Source organism: Azospirillum palustre, from assembly GCF_002573965.1.
Lineage (GTDB): Bacteria > Pseudomonadota > Alphaproteobacteria > Azospirillales > Azospirillaceae > Azospirillum > Azospirillum palustre.
Map to the genome: position 1 here is coordinate 2283199 of NZ_PDKW01000043.1, position 17319 is coordinate 2300517.

General features: G+C 68.8%; 17 protein-coding genes. 8 read left to right on the plus strand and 9 right to left on the minus strand.

Annotated features, from left to right (window positions below; genetic code table 11):
• Positions 1–151: 151 nt before the first annotated feature.
• From cysK to CRT60_RS33115, 4 genes are all read right to left on the minus strand, one after another.
• Complete coding sequence (cysK, locus tag CRT60_RS33100; protein WP_098740606.1) at positions 152–1111, minus strand: cysteine synthase A; 960 nt, start codon at positions 1109–1111, stop codon at positions 152–154.
• A gap of 110 nt (positions 1112–1221) precedes the next feature.
• Positions 1222–1677 (minus strand): RrF2 family transcriptional regulator, encoded by a 456-nt coding sequence (locus CRT60_RS33105; protein ID WP_012972993.1) that lies wholly within the window; start codon positions 1675–1677, stop codon positions 1222–1224.
• Positions 1678–1890: 213 nt separating this feature from the next.
• A complete protein-coding gene (locus tag CRT60_RS33110; RefSeq protein ID WP_098740607.1) occupies positions 1891–2184 on the minus strand; it encodes a DUF2218 domain-containing protein in 294 nt (97 codons plus the stop codon).
• 20 nt (positions 2185–2204) lie between these two features.
• The gene (locus CRT60_RS33115) at positions 2205–2831 is read right to left on the minus strand and encodes a PadR family transcriptional regulator (RefSeq protein ID WP_098740608.1); all 627 of its coding nucleotides are present in this window, start codon (positions 2829–2831) and stop codon (positions 2205–2207) included.
• A 206-nt stretch (positions 2832–3037) separates the two neighbouring features.
• Here CRT60_RS33115 and CRT60_RS33120 point away from each other — a divergent pair, with 206 nt between their 5' ends.
• The 6 genes from CRT60_RS33120 to CRT60_RS33145 all read left to right on the plus strand — a co-directional run bounded on the left by CRT60_RS33120 (position 3038) and on the right by CRT60_RS33145 (position 9741).
• Complete coding sequence (locus tag CRT60_RS33120; protein ID WP_098740609.1) at positions 3038–4978, plus strand: hypothetical protein; 1941 nt, start codon at positions 3038–3040, stop codon at positions 4976–4978.
• A 50-nt stretch (positions 4979–5028) separates the two neighbouring features.
• Positions 5029–6033 carry a thioredoxin-disulfide reductase gene (trxB, locus tag CRT60_RS33125; protein ID WP_098740610.1) on the plus strand — a complete coding sequence of 335 codons (1005 nt, stop codon included), beginning with the start codon at positions 5029–5031 and terminating at the stop codon, positions 6031–6033.
• A gap of 121 nt (positions 6034–6154) precedes the next feature.
• On the plus strand, positions 6155–7165 hold the full coding sequence (locus CRT60_RS33130; RefSeq protein WP_098740611.1) for an ABC transporter permease: 1011 nt from the start codon (positions 6155–6157) through the stop codon (positions 7163–7165).
• Positions 7162–8094 carry a nickel transporter permease gene (nikC, locus tag CRT60_RS33135; RefSeq protein ID WP_098740612.1) on the plus strand — a complete coding sequence of 311 codons (933 nt, stop codon included), beginning with the start codon at positions 7162–7164 and terminating at the stop codon, positions 8092–8094. The genes CRT60_RS33130 and nikC overlap by 4 nt, the downstream gene beginning before the upstream one ends.
• Before the next feature lie 4 nt (positions 8095–8098).
• Positions 8099–8959 carry an ABC transporter ATP-binding protein gene (locus CRT60_RS33140; protein WP_098740613.1) on the plus strand — a complete coding sequence of 287 codons (861 nt, stop codon included), beginning with the start codon at positions 8099–8101 and terminating at the stop codon, positions 8957–8959.
• A 5-nt stretch (positions 8960–8964) separates the two neighbouring features.
• A complete protein-coding gene (locus CRT60_RS33145) occupies positions 8965–9741 on the plus strand; it encodes an ABC transporter ATP-binding protein (RefSeq protein ID WP_098740614.1) in 777 nt (258 codons plus the stop codon).
• Positions 9742–9763: 22 nt separating this feature from the next.
• On the opposite strand, the gene CRT60_RS33150 is transcribed toward CRT60_RS33145, so the two are convergent.
• The 3 genes from CRT60_RS33150 to CRT60_RS33160 form a co-directional block, all read right to left on the minus strand.
• Positions 9764–10009 (minus strand): helix-turn-helix domain-containing protein, encoded by a 246-nt coding sequence (locus CRT60_RS33150; RefSeq protein WP_098740615.1) that lies wholly within the window; start codon positions 10007–10009, stop codon positions 9764–9766.
• 96 nt (positions 10010–10105) lie between these two features.
• Positions 10106–10315 carry a BrnT family toxin gene (locus CRT60_RS33155; RefSeq protein ID WP_244592884.1) on the minus strand — a complete coding sequence of 70 codons (210 nt, stop codon included), beginning with the start codon at positions 10313–10315 and terminating at the stop codon, positions 10106–10108.
• A gap of 50 nt (positions 10316–10365) precedes the next feature.
• Complete coding sequence (locus tag CRT60_RS33160; RefSeq protein WP_098740616.1) at positions 10366–12234, minus strand: GGDEF domain-containing protein; 1869 nt, start codon at positions 12232–12234, stop codon at positions 10366–10368.
• Positions 12235–12858: 624 nt separating this feature from the next.
• On the opposite strand from CRT60_RS33160, the gene CRT60_RS33165 reads away from it, so the two are divergent.
• The gene (locus CRT60_RS33165; protein WP_098740617.1) at positions 12859–14421 is read left to right on the plus strand and encodes an ATP-binding protein; all 1563 of its coding nucleotides are present in this window, start codon (positions 12859–12861) and stop codon (positions 14419–14421) included.
• A 22-nt stretch (positions 14422–14443) separates the two neighbouring features.
• Here the strand turns inward: CRT60_RS33165 and CRT60_RS33170 are convergent, their stop codons facing one another.
• On the minus strand, positions 14444–14980 hold the full coding sequence (locus tag CRT60_RS33170) for a type 2 periplasmic-binding domain-containing protein (protein WP_098740618.1): 537 nt from the start codon (positions 14978–14980) through the stop codon (positions 14444–14446).
• Positions 14981–15177: 197 nt separating this feature from the next.
• Here CRT60_RS33170 and CRT60_RS33175 point away from each other — a divergent pair, with 197 nt between their 5' ends.
• Complete coding sequence (locus tag CRT60_RS33175) at positions 15178–16071, plus strand: LysR substrate-binding domain-containing protein (protein WP_098740619.1); 894 nt, start codon at positions 15178–15180, stop codon at positions 16069–16071.
• Between the two features lie 23 nt (positions 16072–16094).
• Here the strand turns inward: CRT60_RS33175 and CRT60_RS33180 are convergent, their stop codons facing one another.
• Entirely contained in the window at positions 16095–17120 is a 1026-nt protein-coding gene (locus tag CRT60_RS33180) for a zinc-binding alcohol dehydrogenase family protein (RefSeq protein WP_098741161.1), read from the minus strand.
• Positions 17121–17319 lie beyond the last annotated feature (199 nt).

A 17319-nucleotide genomic window follows, 5' to 3' on the forward strand; every position in this document is an offset into this window, starting at 1 on the left:
GCGTCGGCACGGACGGAAACGACGTTGCTGATGCCGGGGAGTTTAGCCGAATTCGCAAAATCCGTCAAATTTCGGACCGGAATTTCATCTTCAGGCTGCGGAGCGGGGGCGGAGCACGCCCCCACCCGCCCCTATCGGCGACAACCCCTTCTTATTCCAGCCCTTCGAACAGGGCGGTCGACAGGTAGCGCTCGGCGAAGGACGGCAGGATCACGACGATCTGCTTGCCCTCGTTTTCCGGACGGGCACCGATTTCCAGCGCGGCGGCCAGCGCCGCACCCGACGAGATGCCGACCGGCACGCCTTCCAGACGGGCGACCGAACGGGCGGTTTCGAAGGCGCGCTGGTTGGAGATGCGCACCACCTCGTCGATCAGCTCCTTCTTCAGGATGTCGGGCACGAAGCCGGCGCCGATGCCCTGGATCTTGTGCGGACCGGGCATGCCGCCGGACAGGACGGGGCTGTCCTCCGGCTCCACCGCCACCGCCTTGAAGGAGGGCTTGCGCGACTTCAGGACCTCGGCGGTGCCGGTCAGCGTGCCGCCGGTGCCGACGCCGGAGATCAGGAAATCGACCTGGCCGTCGGTGTCCTTCCAAATCTCCTCCGCCGTGGTGGCGCGGTGGACGGCCGGATTGGCGGTGTTCTTGAACTGCTGCAACAGATAGGCGTTCGGGTCGGCGGACAGGATCTCCTCCGCCTTGCGGATGGCGCCCTTCATGCCTTCCGCCGCCGGGGTCAGCACCAGCTCGGCACCCAGCAGCTTCAGCATCTTGCGCCGTTCCACCGACATGCTTTCCGGCATGGTCAGGATCAGCTTGTAGCCCTTGGCGGCGGCGACGAAGGCCAGCGCGATGCCGGTGTTGCCGGAGGTGGGCTCGACCAGCGTGGTGCGGCCGGGGGCGATGGTGCCGGCGGCCTCGGCGGCCTCGATCATGGCGCGGCCGATGCGGTCCTTGACGCTGGCCAGCGGGTTGAAGAACTCCAGCTTGCCGATGATCTGGGCCTTCACCCCCGACTCTGCGGCCAGACGGTCCAGCCGCACCAGCGGCGTGGCGCCGACCGTGTCGAGGATGCTGTCGTAGATCTTGCCGCGGAACTCCGGTGCAGCCATGATTCCACCTCTGAGATTTGTGTTATATGTGATTTCAACACCCCAGGCGGAGCATTATCCAGCACAGGGAGCCTGTCAAACGGGAAGTGGCGCCACCCAAGTCCCCGACATCAGATGGTGAAGTCGATGCGGTCCTCGGTCTCGCTCTCCACCCCGGCGCGCCGCGCGCGCATGCACAGATCCTCGATGGTGATGGTGTCGAGCTTGGCCATGCATTCGTCCTGGAGTTCGCCCCACAGCGGGCGCACCACCTGATGGCCCAGCACCGAACCCGCCGGCTCCTCGATGGGATCGGTGGCGGTTTCCATCGCGCGGACGACCTTCACGATCTCGCCCAGCGTGATCCGCCGCCGCTCGCGCGCCAGCCGGTAGCCGCCGCGAGGGCCCCGCACGCCGGCCAGCACGCCTTCGCGCACCAGCTGTTGCAGCACCTGTTCCAGATAGCGCTTCGGAATGCCCTGGCGCCGGGTGATCTCGCCGGACTGCACCGGCTCGGTGCCCGCGTTGTAGGCGATGTCGAGGACCGCCTCGATGGCGAACATCAGCTTCTTGGAGATGCGGAGCATCACGAACGACTCCCGGTATTCTGACCGTGGGCGGCCGACGGTGGAACCACCATCCCCTCCCCCACTTCCGCCTGTTGGTTAAGAACCGTTTTACACCGTCAATGCGGTAATTCTCAACAGGATTTGTCGCAGACAGACTCGGGAAAATGTGCCGCCTCGTCCGGGCGGGGTGCGTCACCCCGTCCCATCAGCCCGCCCCATCACCCCACCCCATCACCCCACCGGCGTCCAGGCCACCTCCCCCAAATCCTCGCGGAAGGCGAAGCGCTTCAGGTGGTCTATCACCACCTCCTGCATGCGCTCCATCTGTCCGGCATCCTCGATTTCAATCGTCAGGGTCAGCCCCGCATCGTCGGCCGCCATCCGGCAGCGGCGGTCGGCGGCGAAGGGGACGAGTCCCTGGGTCTCGTCATAGACGACTTCGAACTTATGCGCCCAGTGCTTGCACAGCTGGGTCATGTAGCGGCGCCCGTTCGGGGTGGCGATGCGTGCGGTCGATACAGCCATGGTCCTGATCTCCTGTCCGGTCAGATGCGTTCGACGCGGCGGGCGGCGTCATCGATGATGTCGGCGATGGCCTGGGTCTGCTCCCCCGTGAGCTCGCCGCGCGACAGGCGCAGCCGCAGGGCCAGCTTGAAATTCTCGATGGCGCGGTGGATCTGCGGCGAGGATTCGCGCTGCTGCCGGGCGCGGGCATGGGCGATGCGCTCGCGCACCGCGGCGACCGACGGCTCCGCCGCCTTCAACGCCTCCGAGCCTTCCGGCGTGATCTCGTAGAGCTTCTTGTTGCCCTCGGTCGCGCCGACGCGGATGTGGCCCTGCTCTTCCAGCAGGGTCAGGGTCGGGTAGACGACGCCGGGGCTGGGGCTGTAGGCGCCGCCGACCATCTCCTCGACCGTCTTGATCAGGTCGTAGCCGGAGCGCGGCTTCTCCGCGATCAGCCACAAGAGGACGAGGCGCAGGTCGCCATGGTCGAAGACCCGCCGCTCGCCGCGGCCGCCGCGGCCGTGACCGCCCCAACCGTGACCGCCCCAGCCTTCCCAGCCGCCGCGATGCCCAGGACGCCCGTGACGGCCGCGCCCGTCCGGAGCCTCGTCCTCGAAGTCGGGACGCGAGAAGCGGCGGCCATGTTTGTGAAACAGATGCCGAAGCATGAAACCCTCATCTGATGCAGTTTCGATATAACGAAAACTTAGATATATCGAAACACGCTCTTTGACAAGGGGAGGCCTTCGCCGCGATGCGCTGCGGGCGTCCGCGGGCCGCGACAAATCACGTTCGCCTGCAAATCGCTGTCGCCCGCCCGGCCGAAGCGGCTATAACCGACGCCCCGGCTTTGCTTTCGCGCGTGTGTGCCCTGATGTCCCTTCGGATCGAGACCTTTTCCAACGTCACCGGCGGTTCCAGCTTCTTCAAGGCGGTGGGCCACCCGCTGGCGGCACCCAAGGCGGCGATCCTGATCGCGCGACTGGCCTCCTTCGGCCCGGTGGCGGTCTACGACCCGCTGGGCCTGCTGTCGGGGCTGGCGGAGTTCTACGACCTGTCGTCGGTCGATTTCTGCGGCATCTACGTCCAGGACATCGAGAAGGTCGGACAGGAGGTGTTCGGCCATGCCGCCCGCCCGGTCACCGACCTGCCGTCCAGCGGCGCCCGCACCGTCTTCGTCGTCGCCTTCGATTCGCAGCGCTTGGAAGGCCACATCGCCCACCTGATCCCGAAGCAGGCCGGCGTCGTCTCGCTCGACGCCATGCGCGTGCCGGAAGACATGCTGAACGACCCCGGCCACTACCTGTCGAAGTTCAACTGGGCGACCAACTTCGCCTGGTTCCGCGACGGCGACGGCCACCACACCCGCGTGGTGTCGGCCAACTACTGGCCACGCTACGGCGCCAAGGGCACCCGGCTGTGGGCCTGCCTGTTCGACGGCGAGGGCCGCCCGATCGCCGACTGGACGGAGCCGATGCCGCCGACCGACGGCACCGTGGTGATCGACAGCCGGCAGGTGCGCGAGCGCTTCGGCCTGTCGCCCTTCTGCGGGTCGCTGTTCCTGCACATCATCGGCGCCGCCGGGCATGACGTGGTGAAATACGCGCTCGACACCTATGGCGACGACGGCACGGTGCTGTCCTGCACCCACGACGCCAACGCCTGGCCGGCCGACCTCTATGCCGGCCTGCCCGCCCCGCGCGAGGGAGAGCGCGTGTCGTTGTGGATCCAGAACAGTCACCCGACCCCGATTCCGGCCGGCGCCGTCGGCCTGAACCCGATGGGCTCGACCGACATCCGCACGCTCGACCGGGCGGTCCCGGCCTTCGCCACCCTTGAACTGGACGTCGCCAGCCTGTTCCCCGAGGCGCGCTGGCCCCAGCAGTTCGAGGTGCAGGCCGGCAAGCATTTCGTCCGCCCGCGCTACGAGATCGCCGCCGCCGACGGCCGCCGCCGCATGGCCCACGCCAATGTCGAGCGCACCGACCTGAAGCCGGACCCCAAGCTGCCGCTGCTGACCGGCGGCGCGGTGGACAAGGGCATGGTGGGCAAGGGCCACATCCTGCCGGCGCCGCTGCTGCCGATGGGCCGCTGGCGCACCATTCTGCTGCCGACGCCGATGAGCACGGCGCAGACCGAACTGCCGGTGAAGGCGGTGGTTTACGACCGCAACGGCGCCGCCGTGGCCGAACACCGCTTCGGCAACCTGAAGCGCTCCGACAGCGTGGCACTGGACGTCACCGGGCTGGTCGCCGACAAGACCGCCGACAAGACTGTTGTGGATGGCTGGGGCCACGTCGAACTGGTCTATGATTTCGAAGCCGGAACGATTGCCGACGGCTGGCTCCACGCGCTGGTCCGTTACGAGGACGTAACGACCGGCCATGTGGCGGAGACCAGCTTCGGCAGCCACATGTTCAACATGGCGATGGTCTACCGCGACGAGCCGCAGAGCTACCATGGCCGGCCGCCCGGCCTGTCGACCCGCCTGTTCCTGCGGCTGGGCACCGATCCGTGGGACACGCTCTGCCACCTCGTCTACCCTGCCTCGACCCAGTGGCATGCCACCTCGGACACCGGCCTCGTGCTGGTGCGGCGCGACGGGGTGGAAGTGGCGCGCAAACGGCTGGCGATCCCCTGCGGCGGCTCGCATTTCTGGCGTTATCGCGAGATGTTTACCGAAGCGGAACGGTTGGCGGCGGGCGACCACGCCTATGTGCTGATCCGCGATACCACCTGCCGCCTGTTCGGCTACCATGGCTGCCTTGCGGCCGGTGACACCGCCTTCAGCCTCGACCATATGTTCGGCTTCTAGAACCGTTTTAATCACGACTCCGTTCGCGGGGAATTTGCGGGATCAGACCCATGGCCACCACGCACCACACCAAGGTCCTCATCATCGGCGCCGGCCCGGCCGGCTACACCGCCGCCATCTATGCCGCGCGCGCCAACCTGGAGCCGCTGATGGTCCAGGGCATGCAGCCGGGCGGCCAGCTGACGATCACCACCGATGTGGAGAATTTCCCCGGCTTCGCCGATCCGATCCAGGGCCCCTGGCTGATGGAGCAGATGCAGAAGCAGGCGGAGCATGTCGGCACCAAAATGGTGTTCGACCTGATCACCGACGTCGACTTCACCAAGCGCCCCTTCGTCTGCAAGGGCGACAGCGGCGACACCTACACCGCCGACAGCGTCATCATCGCCACCGGCGCCCAGGCGCGCTGGCTCGGCATCTCGACCGAGGAGATCTATCGCGGCTTCGGCGTGTCGGCCTGCGCCACCTGCGACGGCTTCTTCTTCCGCGGCAAGGAGATTGCGGTCATCGGCGGCGGCAACTCGGCGGTCGAGGAGGCGCTGTACCTGACCAACCACGCCAGCAAGGTCACGGTCATCCACCGCCGCGACAGCTTCCGCGCCGAGCGCATCATGCAGGACCGCCTGTTCCGCCACCCGAAGATCGAGGTGGTGTGGGACAGCACGGTCGAGGAGATCGTCGGCGAGGGCGACGGCACCATGGGCAACCCGCGCGCCGTCACCGGCGTCCGCATCAAGAACGTCAAGTCGGGTGACGAGCGCGTCATCCCGGTGGCCGGCGTCTTCGTCGCCATCGGCCATGTGCCGGCGACCGGCATCTTCCAGGGCAAGGTGGAGATGGACGATTCGGGCTACATCGTCACGGTGCCCGATTCGACCGCCACCAACATCCCCGGCGTCTTCGCCGCCGGCGACGTGAAGGACAAGGTCTACCGCCAAGCCGTCACCGCCGCCGGCATGGGCTGCATGGCCGCGCTGGAGGCCGAGCGCTGGCTCGCCCACCACGAGCCGGCCGCCGGCGCGCATGGCGATCCCAGCCCGGCCGGGACCTGGTGAGCTGAAGCGGTCCGCCCCCTCCCCCCGTCCGGGAGAGGGGGCGCCCCCTTATGCCCTTGACGGTCTTTGCACAAAGCCCCGACTGTGATTCCCTGATGCGTCCAATCGCGAGGGAGTCCTCTTGCCTACGCTGAAACGCGGCCTGACCCTGCTGGTCACGGTGGCCGCCACCCTGCTGGGCCTGCTGCTGGTCACGTTCCTGATCGGCCGCGTCGTGCCGATCGACCCGGTGCTGTCGGCGCTCGGCGACCGCGCGAATGCCGACAGCTATGCGCAGATGCGCACGCAGCTCGGCCTCGACCTGCCGCTGTGGCAGCAGTTCCTCCGCTATGTCGGCGACGTGGCTCAAGGCGACCTCGGCACCTCGGTGCTGACCTCCCGCCCTGTGCTGGAGGATGTGCTGCGCGTCTTCCCGGCGACGCTGGAGCTGGCGACGGTCGCCGCCATCGTCGGGGCGGTGCTCGGCATCCCCGCCGGGGTGTTCGCGGCGGTCAACCGCGGGCGCTGGCCCGACCATGCCATCCGCCTGCTCGGTCTGCTCGGCCATTCGGTGCCGATCTTCTGGCTCGGGCTAATGGCGCTGCTGCTGTTCTACGCCAAGCTGGACTGGGCGCCGGGGCCCGGACGGGTCGACGTCTTCTACGAGGGGATGGTCGATCCGGTGACCGGCCTCGTCACGGTGGACGCCCTGCTGGCCGGCGAGACCGAGATCTTCTGGAACGCGGTCGGGCATCTGGTCCTGCCTTCGGCGATCCTCGGCCTCTACTGCGTCGCCTACATCGCGCGGATGACCCGCGGCTTCATGCTCGACCAGCTGCGCCAGGAATACATCACCACCGCCAGGGTGAAGGGCCTGTCCGAGACCCGCGTGGTCTGGGGCCATGCGCTGCGCAACATCACCGTGCCGCTGATCACCGTCATCGCCCTGTCCTATGCCAGCCTGTTGGAGGGATCGGTGCTGACCGAGATGGTGTTCGCCTGGCCCGGCCTCGGCCTCTACATCACCAATTCGCTGCTCAGCGCCGACATGAACGCGGTGCTGGGCGGGACGCTGGTGGTCGGCACGGTCTTCATCGCGCTGAACCTGCTATCCGACCTGCTCTACCGCCTTTTGGATCCGCGAGCCCGATGACCGCGCGCACCGATACCCCATCCGCCCCCCGGCCCGCCGGCTGGCGGGACTGGCTGACCACCGACACGCCGCAGTCGCGGGCGCAAGCCCGGCTGGGCCGCGCCTGGGCCGGCTGGACCGCCTTCCGCCGCAACCGGCTGGCCGTCGCCGGGTTGCTGATCGTGCTGGCCCTGGTCGTCGTCGCCGCACTGGCGCCGGTGCTGGCGCCCTATCACCCCTATGCACAGGATCTGAACAACCGGCTGCTGCCGCCCAGTGCGGCCCATTGGCTGGGGACCGACGCCTTCGGCCGCGACATCCTGTCCCGCCTGATCCACGGCGCGCGGCTGACGCTGATGATCGTGGCGCTGGTGGCGGCGACGGCGCCGCTGGCCGGTCTGGTGATCGGCACGGCCGCCGGCTATTTCGGCGGCTGGGTCGACACCATGCTGATGCGCATCACCGACATCGCTCTCGCCTTCCCCAAGCTGATCCTGGCGCTGGCCTTCGTCGCCGCACTCGGGCCCGGCATCGAGAATGCGGTGATCGCCATCGCCATCACCTCCTGGCCGCCCTATGCCCGCATCGCGCGGGCGGAGACGCTGACCGTCCGCCGCGCCGACTTCATCAGCGCCGCCCGGCTGCAAGGGGCGTCCAGCCTGCGCATCATCCTCGGCCACATCATGCCGCTCTGCATCGCCTCGCTGATCGTGCGGACGACGCTGGACATGGCCGGCGTCATCCTGACCGCCGCCGGCCTCGGTTTCCTCGGCCTCGGCGCCCAGCCGCCGCTGCCGGAATGGGGGGCGATGATCGCCAGCGGCCGGCAATATGTGCTGGAGCAATGGTGGGTCGCCGCCATGCCCGGCCTTGCCATCTTCATCGTCAGCCTGGGCTTCAACCTGCTGGGCGATGGCTTGCGCGACGTGCTGGACCCGAAGGGGGACTGAAGCCATGGCGAACAACAAGACGGCGGACGACACTCCCCTGCTGGAGGTTTCCAACCTGCGCGTCGCCTTCCCCACCCGCACCGGCATGGCCGAGGCGGTGCGCGGCGTCTCCTTCACGCTCGGCCGGGAGAAGCTGGGCATCGTCGGCGAGTCGGGCTCCGGCAAGTCGATGACCGGCCGCTCCATCCTGCGCCTCGTGCCCTCGCCAGGCCAGGTGACTGCCGACCGGCTGGCCTTCAACGGCGAGGATCTGCTGGCGGCGTCGCCCAGGCGCATGCGCGAGATCCGCGGCCGGCGCATCGCCATGGTGATGCAGGACCCGAAATACTCGCTGAACCCGGTGATGACCGTCGGCCGCCAGATCGCCGAGGCCTACCGCGTCCACAGCAAGGCCGGTGCCGCCGAGGCGAAGCGCCGCGCGCTGGAGATGCTGGCCGCCGTGCGCATCCGCGACCCGGAGCGGGTCTATGACCGCTACCCGCACGAGGTGTCGGGCGGCATGGGCCAGCGCATCATGATCGCCATGATGCTGATCCCCGACCCCGACCTGCTGATCGCCGACGAGCCGACCTCGGCGCTCGACGTCACCGTGCAGATGCAGGTGCTGGCGATCCTCGACGACCTCTGCTCCCAGCGCGGCATGGGCATGATCTTCGTCAGCCACGATCTGAACCTCGTCGCCTCCTTCTGCGACCGCATCCTGATCATGTATGCCGGCCGGGTGGTGGAGAGCTGCCGCGCGTCGGAGCTGCACGCGGCGCAGCACCCCTACACCCGCGGCCTGCTGGCCAGCCTGCCCAGGATCGACGAGCCGCCGGGCGACCTGCCGGTGCTGAGCCGCGATCCGATGTGGTTGGAGGCGTAAGGACGATGATCGACATCCAGGATTTGCGGGTCCGCTTCGGCCAGGGCGCCGATGCCATCACGGCGGTGGACAGCGTCACCCTGTCGGTGCGCGAGGGCGAGAGCTTCGGCCTCGTCGGCGAATCCGGCTCCGGAAAATCGACGGTCCTGCGCGCGGTCAGCGGCCTGAACGACGAGTGGACCGGCCGCATCGCCGTCGCCGGCGCGGAGCAGGGACCGGTGCGGCAGAAGGGCTTCTACAAGCTCTGCCAGATGGTGTTCCAGGATCCCTACGGCTCGCTGCACCCGCGCCACACGGTGGACCGCATCCTGGCGGAACCCATTGCCATCCATGGGCTGGGCGATGCCGACGCCCGCATCGGCCGGGTGCTGCGCGATGTCGGGCTCGGCCCCGCCTTCCGCTTCCGCTACCCGCACCAGCTGTCGGGCGGTCAGCGCCAGCGCGTCGCCATCGCCCGCGCCCTGGTGCTGGAACCGCGGGTCCTGCTGCTCGACGAGCCGACCTCGGCTCTCGACGTGTCGGTGCAGGCGGAGATCCTGAACCTGCTGCGCCGGCTGCGGGCGGAGCATGGCCTGACGCTGGTGCTGGTCACCCACAACCTCGCCGTCGTCGCCAACCTGTGCGACCGGCTGGCGGTGATGAACCGCGGCCGTCTGGTCGAGGAGATGAGCGTGGAGGAGTTGCGCCGCGGTGCCGCGCGCCAGCCCTACACGTTGCAGCTCCTGCGCGCCAGCCAGGGCTATGACCGCGCCACGGCGGAGAGCTTCCAGGATTATGCGTGAGGGGGCGCCCTCCGCTTCGCACTCACTCGGCCGCCAGAACCTGGGCGACCATATCCGGCTGTTTTTCGATGACGCGCAGGTAGGACGCGACGGCGGCATCAGGCTCCCGCCGCCCCTGCTCCCACTCCTGCAAGGTGCGCAGCGGAATGCCGAAGCGCTCGGCGAAGGCTTCCTGCGACAGACCGGTCGAACGACGGACCCGCTTCGCCAGAGGCGGATGCCTCATGGCGGAAAGTTGCTCGTCGGTGAAAGTTTCGTGGTCGCTCATCGGGATCACCTTGGGTCTGGGATGCCGTTGCTCAAGCGTTGGCCTTGAAATAGTGGGCTGCTTCGCGTTTGTCGGCCTCCCGCACGGAAATGAATCTTACCCCTCCGCACGTTCAGTATAGGTGACGGCGTAGACCTTGCCTTTGACCATGCCCAGCGCGTTGAAGCGCTCCTCGCCATAATCCATGGACAGATCGAGAGCTTCGATCAGATCGCGGTCACGAAGGACCTCGGCCCCAAAGGACAGGTCCAAGCCGTGCTTGCGGCGATTGAGCAGATTCTTGACTGGATCGAAAGGCTCGCCCATGGAAACCAATACTACGTCATTGACGGAGTTTGTACCAGGGGGATGTCACTTCACCCCAGCCGCACCACGAACAGCTTGTCCTCCGCCCCCTTGGCGGCGGTCTTGTGATCGGCGATGGCGGCGTTGATGGCGTCGGGCGTCAGCCCATGGCTGCCGGGCGGGATCACCACGGCAACCCCGCTGGCCGCCAGCAGCGGGAAGCGCCGCACGGCGCCATAGCGGTCCTTCGCCAGGAAGCCGCCGCTGACCCTGGTTTCGGCGTCGTACAGGCTTTCGGCGTCGGAGCGGAACAGGGCCAGCAATTCCGCCAGCCGGGCAAGCACCTCGCCCTCCCCGCCGCCGCTGACGCCCAGGAAGAAGTCGTCGCCGCCGATATGGCCGGCGAAGGCGTCGGCGTCGATGGCCGCCCCGGCGCTGCCGGCCCAGGCCTTCAGCCGCTCGCTGAACATCAGGATGGCGCGGTCGCCCTGGCGGAAGCCGAAATTGTCGTTGAAGGGCTTGAAGTTGTCGAAATCCAGATAGGCCAGCACATGGCCGCGGCCCGGATCGGCCAGCGCCCCTTCGATGTGGCGCAGGATCGCCGCATTGCCCGGCAGCCGGGTCAGCGGGTTCTGGTCGGTCGCCATCGCCAGGTTGCGCTCATGCACCAGCCGCAGCAAGGCACCGCTCGACAGCACGCCGGCATAGGCGCCGCCCTCGACGATGACGATGCCGTCGGCGGCCGACTCGGTGGAGAAGGCCTCGATCACCCGGTCCAGCGGGGTGGAGATGTCGCAGACCGGCGAGCGGATCACCAGATCGTCCAGCCGGTCGCCCAGGCCGCGGTTGCGCAGCAGCTCGCCGCCGAATCGCGAATAGACGAAGCGCTTCAGGTCGCGTTCGCGGATCAGGCCGAGCGGCCGCTCATGCTCGTCGATGATCGGCGCGATGGCGGCGCTGCCGTCGCGGCGGAAATAGTCCAGCAGCTCGGTCTTGCGCGAATCGACCCGCAGCGGCGGCAGCCGTTCGATCACCTCCGACAGGCGGCGGTGCGACTCGCTGGGCTGGCGGCGATCCTTGCGGTTCAGATCCTCGACCACCGGATAGCGGTTCGGCAAAGCGGTCAGATCGACGCGCGGGCGGGCGATCAGGAAGCCCTGGGCGAAGTCGCAGCCGAGATCCCGGCAGGTGTAGAACTCGGTGACGGTCTCCACCCCCTCCGCCACGATCTGGATGCCCAGCGCATGGGCATGGCCGGCCAGCGCCGCCACCAGCGCCCGCTTGCGCGCGTCCGCGTCGATGCCGGCGATGAAGAAGCGGTCGATCTTCACATAGTCCGGCCGCGCCTCGTACAGCGTGCGCAGACCGGAATGGCCGACGCCGAAATCGTCGATGGCGATGCCGGCCCCGCTCTGGCGGAAACGGTCGACCGCCGCATCCACCGCGACGCCGCTGGGCACCGGGCGGCTTTCCGACAGCTCCAGCACGATGCCGCTGTTGCGCGAGGCGGCAGGGTCGCGGGCAAGCCAGGGCGAGTCGGGCCGGCCGATCAGCCGGGCGTCGAGGTTCAGGAACAGCTTCGCCTCGTTCCAGCCCGCCAGCGCGCGGTAGGCGGCGACCGCCTTGGCATGCAGCGCGGTCTCCACCGTCGCCAGCAGGCCGGCGGCCTCGGCGGCGTCCAGCAGTTCGCCCGCGTTGGCGAAGCCGGTGCGCTCGAACCCGCGCAGCAGCGCCTCATAGCCGTGGCAGCGGCCTGAGCGCAACTGCACGATGGGCTGGAAGGCGTAGCGCAGGGCACCGACCGCCGAGGCCCAATCGAACGATGCCGCATCACCGTCAGCGGAGCGGACGGCGTCCCATGCCGCGCCATAGGAGTCGGCGCGGTCGGTTTCCGGCCTTGCGGTTTTGGCTCCGGCTTTTGTGGTGGTCAGCACAGTCATCGCTCGGTCCGCCAGCGCCGATCGCGCATGGGGTCGGCATCCGCTTGTAACAGAGCTTGTTTGCGGTTTCATGACCGTGGGGTCAGGTTGTTGCGCAGCGCGATCATCCGCCTGGGAGCCAGGAACCGGCTCGGCCCCAAAAATCAGGTTGACTGGAAATGGAGACGCACACGGTACGGTGGAATGAACGTTGCCCGCTCCACCCACTGTCGCTATGCATGCAATGGTGGGAACCGGGCGGCGGAGTGACCACCGCCCGCGTCCCACCTACCGGGGAGCACGGAGTGGAAAAAGCACTCGTCCTCCTGGTCCTGGTGCTTCAGCTGATCAAGGCGATCCTCGATCTGCTGAAGTAACCGGACCGGACGGGGGGTGCGGTGCCAGCCGCACCCTCCTGTCCGCCAGAATATGGGCAAAATCTCCCTCCGCCGCAAGACCCAGCCCACCACCGGAACGCTCATCCGCACCGCTCCGGCTCAATCGACCCGAGAGTGATCTCCCGGTCCCGGCCGGCTTGTCCCGAATCGAATCCTCGTATCGCCGCGGCCGCCTGCGCTATAGGAAGGCCCTCCCTCGCAAAGAGGTGGTTCGGGGGGCGGTTCGGGTGAGCGGGAGGCGAGCGGGATGAAGGTCGGCATCGACATGGGGGCGACGAACGCGGGCAGCGGCGCGACGCTCGACCTGGAGGAGCTGCTGGCGACCCGTCTGCTGGTCCAGGGCAATTCCGGGTCCGGCAAGTCGCACCTGCTGCGCCGGCTGATCGAACAGAGCGCCCCATGGGTGCAGCAGGCGGTGATCGATCCGGAGGGCGACTTCGTCACGCTGGCCGAACGCTTCGGCCATGTGGTGGTGGAGGCGGACGCGCACAGCGAGGCAGCATTGCAGTCCGTCGCCGCCCGCGTGCGCCAGCACCGCGTCTCCGTCGTCCTGAACCTGGAGGGGCTGGACGCGGAAATGCAGATGCGCCACGCCGCCGCCTTCCTAGGCGGGCTGTTCGATGCCGACCGCGATTTCTGGTATCCGATGCTGGTGGTGGTCGACGAGGCGCAGCTGTTCGCCCCGTCGGCGGCCGGCGAGGTGTCGGACGAGGCGCGCAAGGTCTCGCTCGGCGCCATGACCAACCTGATGTGCCGCGGACGCAAGCGCGGTCTGGCCGGGGTGATCGCCACCCAGCGTCTGGCGAAGCTGGCGAAGAACGTCGCGGCCGAGGCGTCGAACTTCCTGATGGGCCGCACCTTCCTCGACATCGACATGGCGCGCGCCGCCGACCTCCTGGGCATGGAGCGCCGGCAGGCGGAGATGTTCCGCGATCTGGAGCGCGGCCATTTCATCGCGCTCGGCCCCGCCTTGTCGCGCCGGCCGCTGCCGCTGCGCATCGGCGCGGTGGAAACGCAAGGCCGCACCGGCAGCCCGACGCTGATGCCGCCGCCCGCCACCCCGGTGGAGGACGCCCGCGACCTGATCTTCACCACGACCGAGCCGGAACCGCCGCGCTACGTGCGCCGCCCCTCCACCTCGGCCAGCGCCGATCTGATGGCGCAGCTGGCGCGCGGCCGCGCCGCCGCCCCGCCGCCGTCCGCCGGCAGCAGCGCCGAAGCCGAGGCCGAGCAGCCCGCCCTGCTGCCGCTGGAGCCCGTGGAAACGCCGGAGCAGGCCGCCGAGCGAGAAGCCCAGTATGGCGAGGTGCTGGCCGAGGTGCTGGCCGACCCGGAGGCGCCCTACCGCTCGCTCGCCGTCCTGTACCAGGATTTCCTGGTGCGCTGCCGGGGCCGCGGGGTCGATGGCGACCGGCTGGCCCTGCCCGCCTTCCGCCGCCGTCTGGCGACCGCCCGCGCCGGGGCCGGCAACGGCGACGATCCCGCCTGGCAACGGGCGACGGAGGTCGCCGCGACGCTGGCGGAGGACATCCAGCCGGTCTTCCTGCTGCTGGCCCGCGCCGCCCTCGACCACGCCCCCTGCCCGTCCGACGCCGACGTGGCGCGTGCCTGCGGCAGCCGGTCGAAGGGGCGCGGCCGCCGCCTGCTGACCTACATGGAACAGCGCGGCTTCATCGCCAGCCGCAGCGGCCTGGGCAATACCCGCGCCATAACCCTGCCGGCGCTGGGCTGGGAAACCGCGCTGGGAGATCCCAACGCTGACGACGCGGCGGATGCATCCGACGAGGGCGGGCTGTTCGCGGCGGGGTGAACCCTCCTCAGCTCCCCGCCGGTCAGCTCCCTGTCGTCGGCGCGCTCACCGGCTTGCCGGGCTGGCCCCAGCTGGCGACGAAATCGTTCACGCCGGGGACCGCCATCATGTGCGAGTCCTTGACGTAGACGAAGCGCTTCGGCCCGAAGCCGTATTCGGTCATCGTGATGCCGGCGGAGCGGCAGCGCTGATACTCGGCCGCGCCGATCGGGCGGTCGGAGGCCACCATGTCGGGATGGTCCAGCCCGACGCCGCCGCAGAAGGCACGGAAGCCGGTGGCGGTGCCGCGGGCGTCGAGATGCGGCTTGGTGTCGGGACCGCCGGTGTATTTGGCGGCTGCCTGATCGATGGTGCCGCGCAGGGCCGGGCTGCCGACGATCCAGATGCCACGGGCCTCCGGCGGCGGCTTGGGAACGGCCGGCGGCGGCAGGGCGGCGGTCTGTTGCGGCGGCGGCGTGAGGCCCGGCATCTGGCAGCCGGCGAGCGACGCCGCAGCGGCAAGTGCGAGGGCCAGATGTTTGAAAGCCACTCTGCCGGCCGGAGCGGGAAAACGGGTCATCGGGCGTCTCTCTCCTCAAGGATCGTCATGCCGCCGGGCGGCAAGGCCCGGAGGGCTCTGACAATGAGAACGCCCCCGGCCCGCTTCAACGGCACGCCCGCCATAGGCCGATTGCCGTGTCCCGATGCGCCGCTCGCCATCCATGAACAATCGCGATAGAATAACAGGGAACAATCACCATACGGAATGTATCGCCGATGTCCCTTTCCGACCTGGAGATCGACGCGCTGCGCGCCTTCGTCACCGTGGCGGAGGCCGGTGGCTTTACCGCGGCGGCGGAGCGGCTGGGCCGCACCCAGTCGGCGATCAGCGTCAAGATCAAGAAGCTGGAGGACATGCTCGGCCGCCGGGTGTTCGAGCGCACCAGCCGGTCGCTGGCGCTGACCCATGACGGCGAAGTGCTGATGGGCTATGCCCGCCGCCTGCTGGACCTGAACGACGAGACGGTGCGCCGCTTCGCCGAACCGGCGGCGGAGGGCGAACTGCGGCTGGGCGTGGCCGAATATTTCCTGTCCGATCATCTGCCCCATGTGCTGCGCCGCTTCGCCAAGCTGCATCCGCGGCTGCACATCGACGTGCGGGTGGGCATGTGCAGCGATCTGGTCTCGGCCCTGGATGGCGGCGAACTGGACCTCGTCATCTCCCGCCGCGATGCCGGCGACACCCGCGGCCGGGCCATCTGGACCGAGCCGATGCGCTGGATCGCCGCCCCCGGGCTGGAGATCCCGGCCGACGGCCCGCTGCCCTTCTGCGCCCTGCCGGCGCCCTGCGTCTTCCGCAACCGCGGACTGGCGGCGCTGGGCGAAACCGGACGGTCCTGGCGGGTGGTCTATACCAGCGCCAGCGTCATGGGGGTGCAGGCCGCCGTCCGCGCCGGGCTGGGGGTGGCGGTGCTCAGCGAATCCTCGGTGCCCGACGGCGTGCGCCGGCTGGGGGTTGAGGACGGACTGCCCGAACTGGGCGATGTCGAGATGGCGATTTTCGGCGAGACGCCGCGCAACCGCCGCCTCGCCGAACCGCTGGTCGGCTTCATCGTGGAAAGCCTGGCGGCGATGCGCCCGGCCCGCCCGCCGCTCGCCCTGGCCGGCTGAAAGGGCGGGCCGGAAGACGCGGATCAGAAGCCTTCCAGCACCACCTTGCCGCGGGCCTTGCCGGATTCGATCAGGGCATGGGCCTTGCGCAGGGTGGCGGCGTCGATGCGGCCCAGCGTCTCGGTCAGGGTGGTGCGCAGCGTGCCGGCATCGACCAGCCGCGACACTTCGGTCAGCAGCGCGTGCTGGGCGATCATGTCGTCGGTCTGGAACAGCGGCCGGGTGAACATCAGCTCCCAGTGCAGCGAGACGCTCTTGCGCTTCAGCAGGCGGACGTCGATGGGCTCCGGATCGTCGATCAGGCCGATATGACCCTGCGGCGCCACCAGCTCGACCAGATCCTGGAAATGGCGGTCGGTCGCGTTGGTGGAAAAGACGTAATCGACACCGGCCAGCCCCAGAGCCTTCACCTGTTCCGCCATCGGCCGGCTGTGGTCGATCACGTCATGGGCGCCCAGGTCGCGCACCCAGTCGGCGGTCTCGGGACGCGACGCGGTGGCCAGCACCCGGACCTTGCTCAGCCGGCGGGCCAGCTGGATGGCGATGGAGCCGACGCCGCCGGCCCCGCCGACGATCAGCAGCGACTTGCCTTCGCCCGCATTTTTCCCGTCGCCATCCCGCGGCAGGCCCAGCCGGTGGAACAGCATCTCCCAGGCGGTGATGGCGGTCAGCGGCAGGGCGGCGGCCTCGGCGACGCTCAGGCTGGCCGGACGGGCGCCGACGATGCGCTCGTCGACCAGATGATATTCGCTGTTGGTGCCGGGCCGGTCGATGGAGCCGGCATAGAACACCGCGTCGCCGGGACGGAACAGCGTCACGTCCGGCCCGACCGCCTCGACGATGCCGGCGGCATCGAAGCCCAGGACGCGCAGGTCGCCCTCGGTCGGCAAGGCGTTGCGGCGGACCTTGGTGTCCACCGGGTTGACCGACACCGCCTCCACCCGGACCAGCAGGTCGCGGCCGGTGGGGGCCGGGCGGTCGATCTCGACGTCGATCAGCGCGCCGGCATCGGCGATGGGCAGGGACTTGCGGAAACCAACGGCTTTCATGATCGCCTCGTCTTCTGAATGGGTCTTCTGAAGGGGGATGAAGTCGAGACACAGGATGGCGGCGCCGCTCCGATATGTGAAATTCATAGTTCTTGTTTCACCCATCGGATTCCGGGATGGACGCAGCCTCGGCCGAACGGCTTCGAGACTCATGACGCCAAAGAGGTATGGAATAGCCGGGCGGGCTGCGGTGTTCGTA

Excerpts from the sequence above, each read along its gene's own strand:
- CRT60_RS33180 (WP_098741161.1), bottom strand. The coding sequence starts at position 17,120 with ATGAAAGCCGTTGGTTTCCGCAAGTCCCTGCCCATCGCCGATGCCGGC.
- cysK (WP_098740606.1), bottom strand. The coding sequence starts at position 1,111 with ATGGCTGCACCGGAGTTCCGCGGCAAGATCTACGACAGCATCCTCGAC.
- CRT60_RS33165 (WP_098740617.1), top strand. The coding sequence starts at position 12,859 with ATGAAGGTCGGCATCGACATGGGGGCGACGAACGCGGGCAGCGGCGCG.
- CRT60_RS33160 (WP_098740616.1), bottom strand. The coding sequence starts at position 12,234 with ATGACTGTGCTGACCACCACAAAAGCCGGAGCCAAAACCGCAAGGCCG.
- CRT60_RS33145 (WP_098740614.1), top strand. The coding sequence starts at position 8,965 with ATGATCGACATCCAGGATTTGCGGGTCCGCTTCGGCCAGGGCGCCGAT.
- CRT60_RS33170 (WP_098740618.1), bottom strand. The coding sequence starts at position 14,980 with ATGACCCGTTTTCCCGCTCCGGCCGGCAGAGTGGCTTTCAAACATCTG.
- CRT60_RS33150 (WP_098740615.1), bottom strand. The coding sequence starts at position 10,009 with ATGAGCGACCACGAAACTTTCACCGACGAGCAACTTTCCGCCATGAGG.
- CRT60_RS33120 (WP_098740609.1), top strand. The coding sequence starts at position 3,038 with ATGTCCCTTCGGATCGAGACCTTTTCCAACGTCACCGGCGGTTCCAGC.
- CRT60_RS33115 (WP_098740608.1), bottom strand. The coding sequence starts at position 2,831 with ATGCTTCGGCATCTGTTTCACAAACATGGCCGCCGCTTCTCGCGTCCC.
- CRT60_RS33155 (WP_244592884.1), bottom strand. The coding sequence starts at position 10,315 with ATGGGCGAGCCTTTCGATCCAGTCAAGAATCTGCTCAATCGCCGCAAG.
- CRT60_RS33140 (WP_098740613.1), top strand. The coding sequence starts at position 8,099 with ATGGCGAACAACAAGACGGCGGACGACACTCCCCTGCTGGAGGTTTCC.
- nikC (WP_098740612.1), top strand. The coding sequence starts at position 7,162 with ATGACCGCGCGCACCGATACCCCATCCGCCCCCCGGCCCGCCGGCTGG.
- trxB (WP_098740610.1), top strand. The coding sequence starts at position 5,029 with ATGGCCACCACGCACCACACCAAGGTCCTCATCATCGGCGCCGGCCCG.
- CRT60_RS33110 (WP_098740607.1), bottom strand. The coding sequence starts at position 2,184 with ATGGCTGTATCGACCGCACGCATCGCCACCCCGAACGGGCGCCGCTAC.
- CRT60_RS33175 (WP_098740619.1), top strand. The coding sequence starts at position 15,178 with ATGTCCCTTTCCGACCTGGAGATCGACGCGCTGCGCGCCTTCGTCACC.
- CRT60_RS33105 (WP_012972993.1), bottom strand. The coding sequence starts at position 1,677 with ATGCTCCGCATCTCCAAGAAGCTGATGTTCGCCATCGAGGCGGTCCTC.